Source organism: Antarctobacter sediminis (assembly GCF_019218285.1).
Classification (GTDB): Bacteria; Pseudomonadota; Alphaproteobacteria; order Rhodobacterales; family Rhodobacteraceae; genus Antarctobacter; species Antarctobacter sediminis.
This window is the reverse complement of record NZ_JAHUZG010000005.1, coordinates 184592-201249: the sequence shown is the minus strand read 5'-3', so window position 1 is coordinate 201249 and position 16658 is coordinate 184592. Positions and strand designations below refer to the sequence as shown.

Sequence of the window (16658 nt, the reverse complement as noted above, 5' to 3'; positions counted from 1 at the left end):
GGCGGGCTGACCTTCGCGGATCTGACGATCACCACGGTGGCGGGCGGCGAACGGATCGCGCTGACCTCGGATCCGTCGGTCTTCATCACGCTCGAAGGGCTGAACCCCGGCGACGTGACCGCGGCGGATTTCGTCTGAGGCGACGGGGCGCGGGGATCAACCCCGCTCGTCCACCCTAGGTGTCCCGCAGCTCTCGGTGGCGGACTTGCTTGGGTGTCATGCCGGTTTCGGATTTGATCACATCATAGAACTGCCGGACCGAGCCGAAGCCCGCCTCCCAAGCGATTTCCTCGATGCTGAGGTTCGTTCCCGTCAGCAGGGCCTGCCCGCGGCTGACCTTCATGTGGCGAATGTAGGTTTGCAGCGGCACGCCTGACAATTCACGGAATCGGGTGGTCAGGTAGCGCTTGTTATAGCCCAGTTCCTCGGCGATCCCCGCAACAGTCAAGGTCGCAGAACAGTTGCGCGCCACGTGGTCGATCACCCGGCTGAGCATCTGCTGTGTCTTGGGCTGATGTGCGCCGGGGCGCAGGCGGAAGGCATCGCCAGAACTGTCCTGTTTGCGCCACGCCATGCGCTCGACCAGACAGGCGATTTCCCGTTGAGCCAAATGCGCACGCATCGTGTCGCCCGATGACAGATCATCGTTCCAGCTTTCAAAGGCATCTTCGCGAAATCGCGGTGGCGGCTGCGTCACGATCGGCTGGCCGCCGATCACATGTGATTTGAAACCGTCGGGCAGCGGGGCGGACAGCAGCGCCTCCATCGGCAGGTTGATCACATAGACATGTGCATCATCAGAGTTGCCGCTGACCCGGTGCGGAATAGCGGCCCAGAACAGGCAAAGGTCCCCCCGGTCCAGCGTCACGTATTCAGTGCCAAGAACGTAATCTACCCGGGTTCCGCTGCAATAGACCAGCTCAAGATGCATGTGCCAATGCGCGCTTTCCATGATCTCGGGAAAGCGGGACAGGGAGCGGTAATTCCCGGTGGTGTCGAATCTGGACAGTTCCAATGCGGCAGACCTATCGCGGCTGTTACAAAACTATAAGACAAAACCTGACCTTTCCGCAGTTCGGCAGGCCAGCAGGTGCAGTGTACCTGACCTATTGGCAGGATATTCACCTCTCCGTCAACGCACCCGCAGCACCGAACCAGCCCGGAGACAAACATGACCCTGCAATTCAAGACACTGGCGGCCATTGGCCTGCTTTCGTCGACCTCGGCCCTTGCCCAGACCTGTGCCACCGTTACGGACCCGTTGGGGTTGCGGCATGGCGGGCTGGAGCAAATGGAACTGGCCGAGTTCGTGGCGCAAACGGGTCGCGACATGACCTTTTCCGACAATCCTGAGCTGGTGGCGCTGACCGGGCGGGACGGTCTGCCGCCAGTTGCCGACCGTTTGCCGCAAGAGCCGCTGGTTGTCCTGCCCTATGAGGCTTGCGGCGTGTATGGCGGCCAGATGCGCTATGTCGCGCGTGCGTTGGAATCCAACACCTCCGAAGGGCTGAGCTGGCGGCAAGTGCAACTGGTGCGCCTTGACGATGACCTGCGGACGATCAAACCGGACGTGGCGAAATCCTGGGAATGGAACGCCGATTACACCGAGATCACCTTTTCCCTGCGCAAGGGGCACAAATGGTCGGATGGCGCACCGTTTACGGCTGAGGACGTAGCGTTTTGGCTGAACGATCTCATCATGAACAAGGACTTGTACAGCGCCACCCGCGCGCCATGGAACGTCGGCGCGCGTGCCGAGGTGATTGATGAAACGACTGTTCGGTTCATCTTTGACCAGCCGCTGCCGGGCTTGTTGAACCATCTTGCCTCGCAAGGGCATTTCTTTGCCGCCTTTGCGCCGAAACACGCCCTTGCCCCGTTTCACGGCGACTACGCAGAGGATGCGGATGACCTTGCAAAGGCCGCCGGTTACGATGGGTGGGCCGACTGGTTCCGGGTGCGCTGGGGCCATTGGATGGACCGCACCACGCATTCAGCGCTGGGGCTGGAGGTCCCGACCCTTGAAAGCCACATCATGGTCAAGGCCCCGGACGAGACCTTTCGCGATTTTGTGCCCAACCCCTATTACCACCGGGTCGACAGCTCGGGGCAGCAGTTGCCCTATATTGCAGAGCACAAGGAACGGTTCATTGATCCGTCGCTTTACGTGGTCGAGATCCTGAATGGCAACGTGGATCAGAAATCGCCCGGTCAGCTTGACGCCTTTCCGGCGCTGAAAGAGGCCGAGGCAGAGGGCAATTTCCGCGTGATCCTGCCGTCGGGGAACAAAGGGCCGTTCATCCTTTTCAACCAGACCCACAAGGATCCGGCAGTGCGGGAGATCTACGCCGACGCCAATTTCCGCAAGGCCATGTCTGTTGCCATTGATCGCGAAGAGATCAACGAGACCCTGTTCCTTGGCGTGGCCAAGGTTGGCTCGGCCTTGCCCTATGGCGTACCCACCCAGCAGGCTGGCGACATCGATCACTTCGCGCAATTCGATCCCGAACTGGCCAATGCCATGCTGGACGAACTGGGCATGACGAAAGCCGCAGACGGTATGCGCCGCAGACCCGATGGAGAGGCCTTTTCGATCATCTGGGAGTATTCGACACAGTTTACCGGCTCGCCCGAGTTCCCGGTCCTTGTGGCCGAGATGTGGCGCGCTGTGGGGATCGACGTTCAACTGCGAGAGGTGGATTCTGTCACCATGGGGGACAAGGGGCGCGACAACGCGCTGGACATCCACATGATCTATGATCAGCCGATCTATCCGGTGCTGGCCGCAGGAGCGGAACCGCTGATGCCGCCGTTCCATGTCAACGACCCGCTGACGGGGCTGCCTTGGGTTCAGTACCGCGACAGTAACGGAGCCATCGGCGAGGAAGCCCCCGACTGGGCCAAAGAGCTGTGGTCGCTGGGCGCCACCATGAGCGCAACGCTGCCGGGATCCGAGGACTGGAATGCAGCGCTGGCCGAGATGACCGATATTCACCGCGAACAGCTTGTTGCGATCGGTATCTTCTCGGAATTGCCGCGCCTTTCGGTGGTGAACAAATCGCTGCGAAATGTGCCTGACATCACGGCCATCGGGGGGACGGCCACCTTTGGCTACCTTCAGCCTTACGGCGTCGATCAGTGGTACTACCCCGCGCGCTGACCTGACCAACCAAGACAGGCGGGCGTGCGCGGTTCGGTGCGCGCCCCATTTTCAAAGAACGGAGACCGCCGTGGCCTCTTTCCTGATCAAGCGAATGGTGGCGGCGGCCCTTGTGCTGCTGGCCTTTTCGGTTGTGGTCTTTTTCCTGATCCAGTTGCCGCCGGGCGATTTCGCCGATGCATGGGCCGCGGCCAAGGCGGCGGACGGCGACCGTGTAACCCCTGCGGACGTGGCGAATTTTCGCGAAAACTATCGCCTGAACGATCCGTTTCCCTTGCAGTACCTGCGATGGTTCGGCGGCGTTCTTCAGGGGGATCTGGGGTTTTCCTATGAATACCGCAAACCGGTGGCCCATGTGCTGAGAGAGCGTCTGCCTTTGACGCTGGCCATGGCCTTTGCAGCGCTGGCGATCGTCTACCTCGTCGGCGTGCCGCTGGGCCTGTATTCGGCGGTACGACGGCATTCCATCGGAGACTACACGGCAACGTTCGTCGGCTATATCGGGCTTGCGACGCCGAACTTTCTGCTGGCGCTGTTGCTGGTCTACCTTGGGTACAAGTGGTTCGGCCTGTCCGCTGGCGGGGTGCTGTCACCTGAATTTGTCGGTCAGCCATGGAGCTGGGCCGCCATGCGGGATTTCTTGTCCCATATGGTGATCCCGGTTGTGGTGTTGGGGACGGCGGGGACGGCGGCGCAGGTCCGTACCATGCGGGCGACCATGCTGGACGAACTGGGCAAACCCTATGTCACCGCCGCCCGTGCCAGTGGCCTGCCGTTCTGGAAGACGATCTGGCGTTATCCGGCACGCGTGGCGGTGGTGCCCATTGCCGCCACACTCGGCTGGGAGATCACGACGGTGATCTCGGGCGCGCCCATCGTCGGTATCGTTCTGTCGTTGCCCGAAATGGGGCCGGTCTTTTTGCAGGCCCTTATCAGTCAGGACATGCCGCTCGCCGGTGCGATCCTGCTGATCTACTACCTATTGGTGGTCGTGGGCACGTTGATTTCCGACATCCTGCTGTTCTGGCTGGATCCCCGCATCCGAACGGAGACCCGGACATGACCGCCACGCTGCAACTTTCCCGCAGGCAATTGGCCCTGCGCGCCTTTCGCGCAAATCGCCTGGCGCGTTTCAGTCTCTGGCTCTTGGTTTGCCTGGTCGTGATCTCGGTCTTTGCCGAATTCTTTGCCCCCTACAGCGCGCAGGACCGCAACCGCGACTATGCGGATGGCGCTCCCATGGGGGTGGTCCTGTTTGCCGATGGTCCGTGGCCGCGTCCCGGGGTGCAGGCCCGTGTCAGCAACCGCGATCCTGTGACGCTGCGCAAGGTCACGACGATCGACAGCAACGCGGTCTGGCCGGTGGAGTTCTTCGTGCGGGGCGCCTCGTATCCCTGGTTTGGCCTGTTCGAAAGCGATCTGCATTTCTTTGGCGTGCCGGAGGGGTATCTGCATCTCTTCGGGACAGACCGGCTGGGCCGAGACCTCTTTTCGCGGACGCTTTTTGCATTCCGAACTTCCATGTCCATCGGCGCGGTTTCGGTCCTTGTGGCCTTTGTGCTGGGCATCACCATTGGCGGGCTTGCAGGTTACCTCAGGGGGGTCTTTGACACGGCGGCCATGCGCGTGATCGAGTTCCTGCAATCCATTCCGACGCTGCCGCTATGGCTGACCGTGGCCGCCGCCGTACCGCGAGAGTGGTCGGCATTGCAAAGCTATCTGGTGATGACGGTGATCCTCGCGCTGATCGGCTGGACGGCCCTTGCGCGCCGGGTAAGGTCGCGCATCATCGCCATGCACAATGACGAACATGTATTGGCGGCGCGGCTGTCCGGGGCCTCTCCGGTCCGGGTCTTCCTGCGCCACATGCTGCCGGCCTTTACGGGCTATCTGATCGTCGATCTGACGCTTGCCTTTTCGACCATCGTGATCGCGGAAACATCGCTCAGCTTTCTTGGGCTGGGACTGCGAGAGCCGGTGGTGTCGCTGGGTGTGATCCTTTTGCCGGCACAGTCCATCGCCGCGATCATCCTGACGCCATGGTATCTGATCCCCGGGCTCTTTGTCGTGCTGATCGTGCTTCTTCTCAACTTCGTCGGTGACGGTATCCGCGATGCCGCCGACCCACAGTCCTACTGAGCACCCATGTCTTCAGTTCTTTCCATCTCCGATCTTCGGATCGAAACCCAAGACAGGACCCGCTGTCTTGTCGACGGGGTCTCGCTTGCGGTTCAGCCGGGCGAAACGCTGGCCATTGTCGGCGAAAGCGGATCCGGCAAGAGCCTGACGGCGCTTGCCTCCATAGGCCTGCTGCCCACGGTGCTGCGCCAGACAAGCGGGGAGGTGCGCTTGCGCGGGGCTGACTTGTCGCCCGTGGCCGAACGCGCGTGGCAGGACATACGCGGGCGGCGCATCGGCATAGTGTTCCAGGAACCGATGAGCGCCTTTTCGCAGGTGCGGACCGTGGGGGACCAGATCGGCGAGCCGCTGGTGCGTCACGCGGGCCTTTCGCGCAGGTCCGCCCGTGCGCGGGCGGCCGAGCTTCTTGCAGAGCTTGATGTGCCTCAGGCGGACGAAGTTGTGAACCGCTATTCCTTCGAATTTTCGGGTGGCATGTTGCAGCGCGCCATGATCGCACGGGCCATCGCCTGCGAGCCTGACGTCATCATCGCGGATGAACCGACAACGGCGCTGGACGTGACCGTACAGGCGCAGGTTCTTGCCCTGTTGAAACGGGTGCAGAACAAGGCGGGATCGGCGATGTTGTTCATTACCCATGACCTTGCGGTGGCGCGGCAGGTGGCCGACCGGGTGGTGGTCATGCGGCAGGGTCGACTGATCGAGGAAGGCGCCACTGCCCGGGTCCTTGGCGCGCCGCGTCAGCCCTATACCCGCGCCCTGATGCAGGCGGTGCCGCGCTTGCAACCGGTCGCTGGCCGGTCGGTCTCGGACGATCCGATCCTGACGATGCAGAATGTGGCACTGTCCTATGCCTGCACGCAGCCACTGTTTGGTCGACCCAAGCCCGCCAGGCCGGTCTTGAAGGACATCTCTTTTGCGGTGGAACGCGGCAGTATCATGGGGCTGGTCGGGGAAAGCGGCTCGGGCAAGACCACTCTGGCGCGGGCCGTGCTTGGGCTGTCATCGGTGCAGTCGGGGCGCATTTCTTTTCTTCCGCGCGACGGGGTGCAGGTGCACCCACAGGCCATGCGGCCCGCCGCCCGCAAGACCTATTGGCGGCGGGTGCAGATGGTTTTCCAGAACCCTTATGCCTCGCTCAACCCGTGGCTCAGCGTCGAGCAGATCCTGACCGAACCCTTGCTGAACCACCGGATCTGTGGCCGGGACGAGGTCCGCGCCCGGGCCGCAGAGACCCTGCGCAGCTGCGGGTTGGAGGCCGATTGCCTTTCGCGGTTTCCTCACAGTTTCAGCGGTGGCCAGAGACAGCGGATCGCCATCGCACGGGCGCTGGTGACCGGCCCTGAACTGGTGATCTGCGATGAACCGATGTCGGCGCTGGACGTGACGACACAGGCCCGCATCGCCGACCTGTTGCGGGATCTGCGCGACCGGCTGGGGCTGACCTTCCTGATCATCACCCATGACCTTGCCGCGGCCAGCCAGCTTTGTGACCGGATCACCGTGATGCGCCGGGGCGAGATCGTCGAGACCGGACCGACGGCGCAGGTTTTTGCCGCGCCACAGGATCCTTATACCGCTCAGCTTTTGGCTGCGGTCCCAACTCTTGATCCGCCGGAGGCCGCGTGATGACCCGCAAGAACATCCTGATGATATTTGCTGACCAGTGGCGACACGACCAGTTCGGAGCCGCGCGGTCCTATACGCCGAACCTTGACGCATTGGCGCGTGAAGCGGTGCACTTTGAAAATCACTATACGCAGGCGATCCCCTGTTCCCCGGCCCGCGCCAGCGTGTTTACCGGGCTTTGCCCGCAAAACCACGGTGTCTTTGCCAATAACGTTCCGCTGGATACCCGGCACAGAACGGTTGCGCAGGAGTTGCGCCGGTTTGGCTATGCGCCGACGTTGTTCGGCTATACCGACACCCGGCTGGACCCGCGCCAGTTCGATCCGGGCGACCCCCGTCGCGTGGCCAAGTATCAGGTCATGCCCGGTTGCGAGGTCGGATGCCATCAGCCGGACGATGCGCCGCTGGAGTGGATGGCCCACCTCAGGGGCAGGGGGCTGAGCTTTGCCTCGCGCGATGAGTGCTATGCGCCGGATACGTCGCGCCCGAATGCCACCGGCGGCGTTGCAGGGCACCCGGCCCGATTTGCGGCCGAAGACAGCGATACGGCCTTTCTGACTGACCGGCTGCTGGATTGGCATTCGGTGCAGGAGCCGGGATGGTGCGCCTTGCTGTGCTACCTGCGGCCTCACAACCCGACGATCGCACCCGAACCTTGGAACGCCCATGTTGACCCTGCCGATCTGCAACCGCCTGTGCGGCATGACAGCCCGGACCGGACTGCGGGGCTGCATCCCTATCTCGAAGGACAGATCTCGCAGGGGGACGCCAGCAGGCAATGCCCGCCCGGGCTGACTGGCCGCATCGCGGATGTCGGCGAAAAGGATTGGCGGTCGATCCGGGCGATCCACCTTGCGTTGATGGCTGAACTGGACGCCCATGTGGGTCGCGTCATCAAACGGCTGAAGGACAGCGGCCAGTGGGACGACACGTTGGTCGTCTTTTCCTCGGACCACGGCGAGATGATGTTCGATCAGTACATGTGCAACCAGGCGGCGTGGTACGACCAATGTGCGCATGTGCCCCTGATCCTGCGTCTGCCCGAGCCGGGCGCGCGGGCGCAGGATGGAACATCGGTGGCGTCGTTCACCGGTTCCATCGACCTGATGCCGACCCTTCTTGACTGGCTGGGGGCCGAGGTGCCCGGGCATCTGGATGGTCGGTCGCTGATGCCTTTCCTGCGGGGGCAGACGCCGGGGGACTGGCGGGACAGCATCCGGTGGGAGTTCCACTTTCGTCACGAGGCGGACACCGAATGGGCGCGGAAACAGGGGCTTGCCCCTCGGGATTGCATGATGTCCGTCCTGCGCGATCACCGGTTCAAACATGTCTACATGCCCGGTCTGCCACCGGTCCTGATCGACCTTGAAAAGGACCCGCAGGAATTCGGCAACGTGGCGGCTGACCCGGCTTATGCAGCAGTCGAGCGCCGCTATCTCGATCAACAGATCCGCAATCTGATCCATCATCGCGATCGGGTCATGGACCAATTTTCCAAGTAAGAAAGTCTCAAGACATGACGACCATCTCGATCATCGGCGCGGGCAGCACCGTGTTCGTCAAGAAATTGCTGGGCGACATCTTTTTGTCAGAGATACCCGGTGCGCTGGACATCCGGCTGATGGACATTGACCCGGCCCGGCTGGACACCTCCGAAGGGATGGCCCGGACACTGGCCCGGTCGACCGGTCGGGCCGCGCAGATCCGCGCAACGACCGATCGCAGCGCGGCGCTGGACGGTGCGGATTTTGTCATCGTCCTGATTCAGGTGGGCGGCTATCGCCCGGCAACGGTCATCGATTTCGAGGTTCCGCAGAACATGGGGCTGCGCCAGACCATCGGCGACACGCTGGGCGCGGGCGGGATCCTGCGGGGGTTCCGCACCGCTCCGGTTCTTGTCGACATCGGGCGGGACATGATGCGGCTTTGCCCGGATGCGCTGATGCTGCAATACGTCAACCCGATGGCGATCAACTGTTGGGCCCTGCAGCGCATGGTGCCGGGGCTCAGGGTTGTCGGTCTGTGCCATTCGGTGCGCAACACGGCGCAGATGCTGGCCGATCATTTGGGGGAACCCCTTGCTGACATCCGCTATGAATGTTCGGGCATCAATCACATGGCCTTTTTCACGCGGTTCGAAAAACACGGTCCCGGCGGGGTCGAGGATCTTTATCCGCGCCTGAACCGCGTCACCCCGCCGATGGAAGAGCGCGTGCGCTATGACATTCTCAAGCGCTTTGGCTATTTTGTGACCGAGTCATCCGAACATTTCTCGGAATACGTGCCCTGGTTCATCAAGGCAGGCCGCGAGGACCTGATCGAGACTTTTGCCATTCCTCTGAACGAATACCCGCGCCGCTGCGAAGAGCAGATCGCCCGGTGGGATCAGATGGCAACCGAGATCGCCTCGGCGCAGACCTTCGAGGTGGTCCGCAGCGACGAATACGCCTCGGAAATCATCGAAGCACAGGTGTTGGATCGTCCGTGTCTGATCCACGGCAATGTCCCCAATACGGGGCTGATCCCCAATCTGCCCGAAGGATGCTGTGTCGAGGTGCCGTGCCTTGTGGATGCAAACGGGGTGCAACCGGTGCGCTCGGGCCCGTTGCCCGCCCATCTGGCGGCGCTGATGTTGACCAATGTCGCGCCGCAGATCTGCGCTGTCGAGGCGATCGTTCAGAACGATCCGCAGATGTTGCGCCGCGCGCTGGCGCTGGATCCGCATACGGGTGCCGAACTGTCGCTGGATGAGATCTGGCAACTGGCCGATAGCCTGTTGGGAGAGCATGGCAGCCAGGCCTACGCATCGTAACCGGTCAGCGGCGCAATCAACCTTGGAGTGTAACTAGTCTGTGCGCTCTTAACCACATGCGCAGAGCATTCGATCAAAAGCCTGCTTCCCATGAGCCTGTCTATTTGCTTCACTGCTGGGTGTATTGCCTGCTGTTTTGGGGCGAAAGGGTATGCTCATTTTGTATCGTGGCAGTGTCAAGATCCGGTTCGTCACGCTGGTTGCCCTCACTTTATGGTTGAACTGGGGGCAGCCATCCCCGGCCCAAGAGGCAGGGCGCCCGGTGATCCGGGTGCCATGGGCGGGCAGCGCTGGATTTGGCTTTGTCGATCCGGATGGCGCGCCGCGCAGCTTTTTCATCGACCTCGCGCATATGGTCGCCGAAGAGGCCGGTTTTGACATTCAGCTTGTCGAATACCCTTCGCCCCCGGAGGCGAGCCAATCGATCCGCGATGGCGAAACCGATATGTTGGCCGGTGCCGGGCGCATGTCCTTTTCCGATGACATCGTTGTTCGGGCGGGTCCCGTGGCGCAGACGCAGTTCCTTTTGTTTGTTCGCCGGGACGCACCTTTGGACATGTCCTTTGACACCTTCGACGGCGACCGCATCGGCGTCTTGCGGCGCTCGCCGGCCAGTCGCATCCCGCCACCCGAAGGCGTCGAGGTCATAGGCTACGAGGATCAGGTCATTGCCTTTGGCAAACTGCTGGGGGGCGAGGTTGACGGGGTGATCGCCCTGTCCCCCTTGGGGCTGCGCACATTGGGCCGCACGGGCCTTGATACGCTGATCCGCCCCAGCTTCCCGGCGATCCGCGAGACCCAGCATTTCGTCGTATTGAGGCATGAGCACGCCCATTTATTGCCCCGGATCGAAACTGCGCTGGCAAAACTGGAAGAAGACGGGTCGCTGGACGCGCTCCGCAACCGCTGGTTCATGGTGCCGCCCGCGCCGATCCCCGATGTGCTCAAAGTCGGCATCACGCACTTCCCGCCCTATAGCATTGTTGGCGATGATGGCGCGATCAGCGGCTTTGCCGTCGAGGTTCTGGGCGAGCTGGCGTCGCGCGCCGGACTTGACCTGCGCTATGAGGTGATTTCGCAGCAGGAATGGGGCGCGGGGCCGCGGCTTGGCGCGTTTGACCTCTTGCCGGCGCGCAGCGTGACCGCGGTGGAACAGGAACTGTTGCAGTTCACGGCTCCGATCCAGACCATCGACTATGTTGCCTTCGTGCGGGCCGAGGACGCAGGCAAGCCCTTGCCCGAAACCGGGGACAGAATCGGCATTCTCGCGACCTCGCCCCTGCGTGATGAAATCGCGCGCGCGCTGGGCACGCAATTGGTCCCCCTGCCGGACACGGAAGCCAGCGTCGCAGCGCTGCGGGAAAGCCGGGTCGATGTCCTGATCTATCCGCGCAGCAACTTTGAACGGTTCGTTGCGGCGCAGGGGGAAAGCGCGGCCTACGCCCGGTTGCCATCGCCTGTGTTCCGCAATGATCTGTCCATCGCCATGCGGCCCGACCTTGGACCTGTGCGCGATCATTTTGACGTGGTCATCCAAGGCTTTATCGGAACGGCACAATACCGCGCCATGGCCTCGCGCTGGTTCGATGAGCCACCTTTCTGGACCGAAGAACGCATCCGGCGTGCCTGGACCCTGGTCATTGCCGTGATCGCGGCGGTGGGGGTCGCCATCCTTGCATTGATCCTGCGCGGGCGGCGGCGCGCCTTGCGCCATGCAGAGGCGATGGAAAGCCTGTCCAACCGGCTTGCCACCATTCTGAACACGGCTCGCAGCGGCATCCTCGGTTTCAATCCTTCGGGCGAAATCGCAATCGCCAACACTGGCGCGCGGCAATTGGTTGGTTTGCCTGTGACCGAAGGGCGCTGCAACTGGCCCGAGGACGTAGCCTTTGTCGATCCCGAAACGCTGAAGCCGCTCGATCACAAGCGCGATCCGATCAGCAGGTCGCTGACCGGGGCCACGCTGACCGGCGAGTTGTCGGTGATGCAAAAGGGCGGGGACGAGTCGTCGATCCGCTATGTCAATGTCTCCAGTTCGCCGGTCCACGGCGCGCCGATCGGTGACATTTCGACCGTGCTGATCCTTGACGACATCACCGAGCAGGAAAAGAACAGGCAAGCCGTGGAACGTGCTGGCCGGCTGGATGCACTGGGGCGCATGACCGGCGGGATTGCGCATGATTTCAACAATATGCTTGCAACCATCGAATTCGCCGCCACGCTGGCGCAGGATCAGATAACGGGCAAGCCTCGCGACTATCTTGCGTCGATCCTGAACACGGTCAGGCGGGGATCCGAACTGACCGGCCGCTTGCTGACCTTTGCAAGCCGCAGGAACGGGGCAGAGGTTTCTGCCTCGGTCGATGATTTCATGGCCGAATTCCGCAAGCTGGCCGACCTGACGATCGGACCCTCTGTGTCTCTGGACTACCAGATCGAAGAAACGGGCCTGCGCGTTTATTGCGACATTGGCCAATTGGAAAACGCGCTGCTGAATCTTGTGATCAACGGGCGCGATGCGATCAAGGAGACGGGCAAGGGCAACCGTATCATCGTCAGTGTCCGCGGGTTGGCCGAACGTCCCGGTGTTCCGGGGCCGGGCGACGACACCGCGCAGGATGAGGAAAAGATCTATCGCTATGTTGAATTTTCGGTGACGGATAACGGCCCGGGGATGAGCGAGGACGTCAAACGTCGCGCAACCGATCCGTTCTTTACAACGAAACAGGATGCGGGCGGGACAGGGTTGGGTCTGTCCATGGTCTATGGCTTTGTCCAGCGCAGCGACGGCGAAATGCGGCTTTATTCGGAAACGGGGCATGGGACCACCGTCCGTATGATCCTGCCCCGGGGCGCCGATGCAGGCGGGCGCGAGGCCCGGCAGACGCGGCCCGACGTGGTCGAAGGTGAGGGGCAGCGCATTCTGGTGGTCGATGACGAACCGGAACTTCTGGAACTGGTGTCGCTGGCTGTTGCCGGCCTGAACTACGATTGCGTCAAGGCGCGGTCGGCGGAAGAGGCGCTGGACCTGCTGGACAAAGGCGAATGGGTCGATCTTTTGCTGACGGATGTGATCATGCCGGGCGGGACGGGCGGGTTCAAACTGGCCGAGGAGGTGCGCAAACGGTTCCCCGCGATTCCGGTTGTCTACATGTCAGGCTATACCGGCATCGGACAAGAGGCTGAATGTACGGTCGAAGGCGCGGTTTTGCAGAAACCCTTTCCGCCGTCGGAACTGGCGCGGGTCCTGCGCTCGGAGTTGCCGGACTAAGACGAGGGGGCCTGACGGGTTTCCCGTACAGTCTAGCGCAGGTCCAGTTCCTGCAACAGGCTGTGCGTGGCGGTGTAACAATCGGCGATCACCTTGGCCGCAGTCTCCTCCCGCATCAGTGCCGTCTGCGGCACCTCGATTCCAAGCGGCAGATCGGGAGGCAGGGCGCGAAGAAAACGGGCCAGGTCAATCTGTCCCCGCCCGGGGGGCAGGCGTTCCTCGCGTGCGGTAAACAGCAGATCTTCGGTGGTATATTCCGGCTGAACGGGTGCGTCGCAGAGATGGGCGAACCGCAGACGTTCCGGCGGAAGCGCGGCAAGCGTTTCGGGCCGGCTGTGGGAACGATCAAAATGCAGACTGTCCGGCAGCACGCCAACCTTGAGGCCTGCCGCTTGTGCCAGCGTTACGGCGGACTCCAGCGTTGGTACGTTGGTCCATGGAAAGAACTCCAGCGACATGCCCAGTCCGCGCGCCTGCGCCACGTCCGACAGCGCGCCAAGCGTATCGGCAAGGCGTGTCAGATCCGGGTCATAGGGGGCACAGATCACCTCGGCTGCCCCTAGGCTCGCGCCTGCATCCAGAAAAGGGATCAGGTCCGAGGGGCGGGTTTCAGGGGTGATCCTGACGAACTCGATATCATGCACTTTCAGGCCCGTGTCGCGCAGGGCGGTCCGCGTGGCCCGCATCAGCGCAGGATCCTGCATCAACGGATACCCGGGGCTGGTCGGCGTAACCTGTAACAATCGCAGGCCAACGGCATCGAACCCGGCAGTGGCGGCCGTTTGGATCAACTCGGGCGGCGGCAAGTCGATGGCGGTCAGATGGGCAAGGGACAACGAGCGCATCAGGTTTCCTTTGCGGCATGGCGTCCGGCGACAAAGCCGAAGGTGAGGGCGGGGCCAAGGTTGATGCCGCCCGCCGGATAATGTCCCCCCATGACACTGGCCATGTCCGCGCCAGCCGCATAGAGGCCGCGAATGGGGCGGTTTGCGGCGCCCAGCACGCGGGCTGAACCATCGGTCTGCAAGCCGGCAAAAGTGCCAAAGCTGCCGGGCACCACTTTGACCGCGTAATAGGGCGGACGCAGGATCGGGGCGACGCAGGGATTAGGCGTTTGATCCGGGTCGCCCTGAAGGCGCATGTAGGGTGTTGTGCCCCGGTGAAAGTCCGGGTCTTCGCCTTTGATGGCGTGTTTGTTGTATTGGTCCAGTGTCGCGCATAGCCCCTCGGGGTCGATGCCGCAGGCACGCGCCAGCGCCTTGGGAGAAGCGGCGCGCATTAGGTATCCGTTGCGCACCCAACCGCCCAGCGGCACCGGGGCCGGGCGGACGATACCCAGCCCGTAACGCCGAATGAACCGGTGGTCGCAGATCAACCAGCTTTGGGCCGTGGCCCCGGCGGGCAGGGCCTCCAGCATGTCGCGGACATAGTCGTGATAGCCCAGCCCTTCGTTGCAGAACCTCTGACCATTGGACAGCACGCCGATCACACCGGGTTTGCCCCGGTCGATGATATGGGGAAAACACCCGGTGCGGTCCTTGCCGAACGGCACAAGGGACACCGGACACCATGCCCCGGGGGCGGCAAGCTCTTGGGCCTGCCGCCCGCCCGCGGTCTCTCCCAGCCGCAGCCCGTCGCCGGTGGCCATGGGCAGGGCCAGAGACACATGGCTTTCCGGGCGCGGAAAACTGTCACTGCGGCGGGCGATGTCGTGCGGATAGCCACCCGCGGCCAGAACAACCCCCTTGCGCGCCCGGATCTGGACCGGCCCGTCTGGGCTGTCGAGCCTTGCGCCGGCGATTGCATTCTTGTCACTCAGCAGCGCGGTTGCCTCGTGTCGTATCATGATCTCGACACCCGCATCCAGCGCCGAGCGCAAGAGCCGCGCCACCAGCGCGTTTCCATTGCGCACCTGCATGCCGCGTCCATGTCGCGCGAGGTCCCAAAAATGGCGGCCAAGACGGCGCGCCACATGCAGCGCCGAGGGCAATGACCGCGTGGCCGTCAGAAAGGCACGCAGGTCCGGCCCAGCCTGAATCGTCATTCCGCAAAAGGTGGTTTCGCGCATGGGTTTGCGCAGCAAGGGCAGGTCTTGGCCAAGGTCGTCTGCTTCGTAGGGGCGCGCGATCACCGACCGACCTCCCATACCGGCACCGGGCAGGTGGCTGTAGGTGTCGGGTATCTTTGCCCCGCACTCGAATTGAAGCGCGGTGTTCCGTTCGAAAAAGCCGACCATCTGAGGTGCGGCAGTCAGAAAGGCATCCACCAGTTCGGCGTTGAAATCATTGCCAAGAACGGCGGCAAGATAGCGTCGCGGCTCTGCCGGATCTTCGTGAATGCCGTGCCGATGCGCGACCGGGTTGCAGGGCGCCCAGATCCAGCCGCCGGACCATGCCGTGGTGCCCCCAATCGTGCGGGATTTTTCGGCAAGGATGACCCGAAGTCCGCCATGCGCCGCCGTCACTGCCGCCGCCAGCCCGGCAGCGCCCGACCCGATGACCAAGAGGTCGACCTCCTCCCTGCGCATGGTAACCCTCCACTTTGTATCAGGGTTCACGCGCAAGGGGGTAACGTCAAATGCTTGTTTTTCGCCATGCGTAACGTAGTGTTAATCCGTGGAGGGCAGATCATGGCGGAAATGACCCTGCGGCAGATCGAGGTGATCCGCGCCGTGATGATGACCGGCACGATCAACGGCGCGGCGCAGATGCTGAATGTCTCGGCGCCCGGGATCAGCCGGTTGGTCAAACACACCGAAGAGTCGCTGGGGATCCGTTTGTTCGAACGCAAGGCAGGGCTGTTCGTGCCCTCGATGGAGGCCTCTAAGGTCTTTGATCAGGTGCGGGAGGTCTACAAGGGGGTCGAGAACCTGCAACGTGCCGTCGGGGCCTTGCAACAGGGCGAGGACGTGCGGCTGGCCTTTGCCTCGGCGCCATCGGTGGCGCAATTCATCGCCGCGCGGGTGATGCAGCGGGTCCGGGCGCGCTATGCAGACCTGTTTATCGACCTCAATATCCTCAAGATCGAGGAGACCGTCGATTACCTGCTGCTGGAACGCGGCGAGTTTGTCATCATGAGTTCACCGGTGCAGAACGCCGCGGTCGAGAACGAGAGGATTGCCGAGGGACGACTGGTGGCCATCATGCCCGACGGCCATCCGCTGGCCGCACGCGAAGAGGTTTCCGTGCATGATCTGGCGCAGGAAGCGCTGATCGGGATCGAGCCGTCTGATCCTTACGGGCGGCTTCTGGCGCAACCGATGGAGCGCGAAGGCCTGCCGGTGCGCCATGCCATGCGCGGCCGGTTTGCGCAGACGCTGGTCAGCCTTGTTCGGCATGGACTGGGCGTTGCGGTGATCGACGAATTTTCCGTTGCCGAAGTCTATATGCCCGGGGTCACGCGCCGCCCCCTGAAAGAAGATACCAGCATCGCCATCTATGTCGTGCGCAAGAAAGGGCGCGTTCTGTCCGGCTTTGCCGAATACGCGATCCAGCAGTTCCGGCGCGAGCTTGCCAAGGCGGTCGAAGACGGCCCCTGGTTGCGCAGTGGCAAAGGCTCGGCCAAGCCGCGACCATAACATCATGTTAATGTGGTCGCGATCTGGGTATTTGACGTTAAGGCATCTGCGCGGCAATCTTCTGCGTGTC

The 16658-nt window shown here is 62.7% G+C and carries 11 protein-coding genes; 8 read left to right on the top strand and 3 right to left on the bottom strand.

Translation table 11 applies throughout. The annotated features are described in order from the left end of the window. Positions 1–175: 175 nt before the first annotated feature. A complete protein-coding gene (locus KJP30_RS21440; protein ID WP_218451413.1) occupies positions 176–1015 on the bottom strand; it encodes a helix-turn-helix domain-containing protein in 840 nt (279 codons plus the stop codon). A gap of 156 nt (positions 1016–1171) precedes the next feature. On the opposite strand from KJP30_RS21440, the gene KJP30_RS21435 reads away from it, so the two are divergent. The 7 genes from KJP30_RS21435 (at position 1172) to KJP30_RS21405 (ending at position 13011) form a co-directional block, all read left to right on the top strand. Further along, a complete protein-coding gene (locus KJP30_RS21435; protein ID WP_218451412.1) occupies positions 1172–3160 on the top strand; it encodes an ABC transporter substrate-binding protein in 1989 nt (662 codons plus the stop codon). Positions 3161–3230: 70 nt separating this feature from the next. After that, a complete protein-coding gene (locus KJP30_RS21430) occupies positions 3231–4223 on the top strand; it encodes an ABC transporter permease (protein WP_218451411.1) in 993 nt (330 codons plus the stop codon). Continuing rightward, positions 4220–5299: an ABC transporter permease gene (locus KJP30_RS21425; RefSeq protein WP_218451410.1), complete on the top strand. Its 1080-nt coding sequence runs from the start codon at positions 4220–4222 to the stop codon at positions 5297–5299. Before KJP30_RS21430 ends, KJP30_RS21425 begins: the two co-directional genes overlap by 4 nt. Positions 5300–5305: 6 nt before the next feature. Then, complete coding sequence (locus tag KJP30_RS21420; RefSeq protein ID WP_218451409.1) at positions 5306–6928, top strand: dipeptide ABC transporter ATP-binding protein; 1623 nt, start codon at positions 5306–5308, stop codon at positions 6926–6928. Next, positions 6928–8430 carry a sulfatase-like hydrolase/transferase gene (locus tag KJP30_RS21415; protein ID WP_218451408.1) on the top strand — a complete coding sequence of 501 codons (1503 nt, stop codon included), beginning with the start codon at positions 6928–6930 and terminating at the stop codon, positions 8428–8430. Before KJP30_RS21420 ends, KJP30_RS21415 begins: the two co-directional genes overlap by 1 nt. Positions 8431–8444: 14 nt before the next feature. Beyond that, entirely contained in the window at positions 8445–9740 is a 1296-nt protein-coding gene (locus tag KJP30_RS21410; RefSeq protein ID WP_218451407.1) for an alpha-glucosidase/alpha-galactosidase, read from the top strand. 151 nt (positions 9741–9891) lie between these two features. Continuing rightward, on the top strand, positions 9892–13011 hold the full coding sequence (locus tag KJP30_RS21405; RefSeq protein ID WP_218451406.1) for a transporter substrate-binding domain-containing protein: 3120 nt from the start codon (positions 9892–9894) through the stop codon (positions 13009–13011). Between the two features lie 32 nt (positions 13012–13043). On the opposite strand, the gene KJP30_RS21400 is transcribed toward KJP30_RS21405, so the two are convergent. Continuing rightward, on the bottom strand, positions 13044–13856 hold the full coding sequence (locus KJP30_RS21400; RefSeq protein ID WP_246594679.1) for a sugar phosphate isomerase/epimerase family protein: 813 nt from the start codon (positions 13854–13856) through the stop codon (positions 13044–13046). Continuing rightward, a complete protein-coding gene (locus tag KJP30_RS21395) occupies positions 13856–15538 on the bottom strand; it encodes an FAD-dependent oxidoreductase (RefSeq protein ID WP_218451405.1) in 1683 nt (560 codons plus the stop codon). Before KJP30_RS21395 ends, KJP30_RS21400 begins: the two co-directional genes overlap by 1 nt. Positions 15539–15640: 102 nt before the next feature. Between KJP30_RS21395 and KJP30_RS21390 the strand changes: the two genes are divergently transcribed. Further along, positions 15641–16588 (top strand): LysR family transcriptional regulator, encoded by a 948-nt coding sequence (locus KJP30_RS21390; protein ID WP_218451404.1) that lies wholly within the window; start codon positions 15641–15643, stop codon positions 16586–16588. Positions 16589–16658 lie beyond the last annotated feature (70 nt).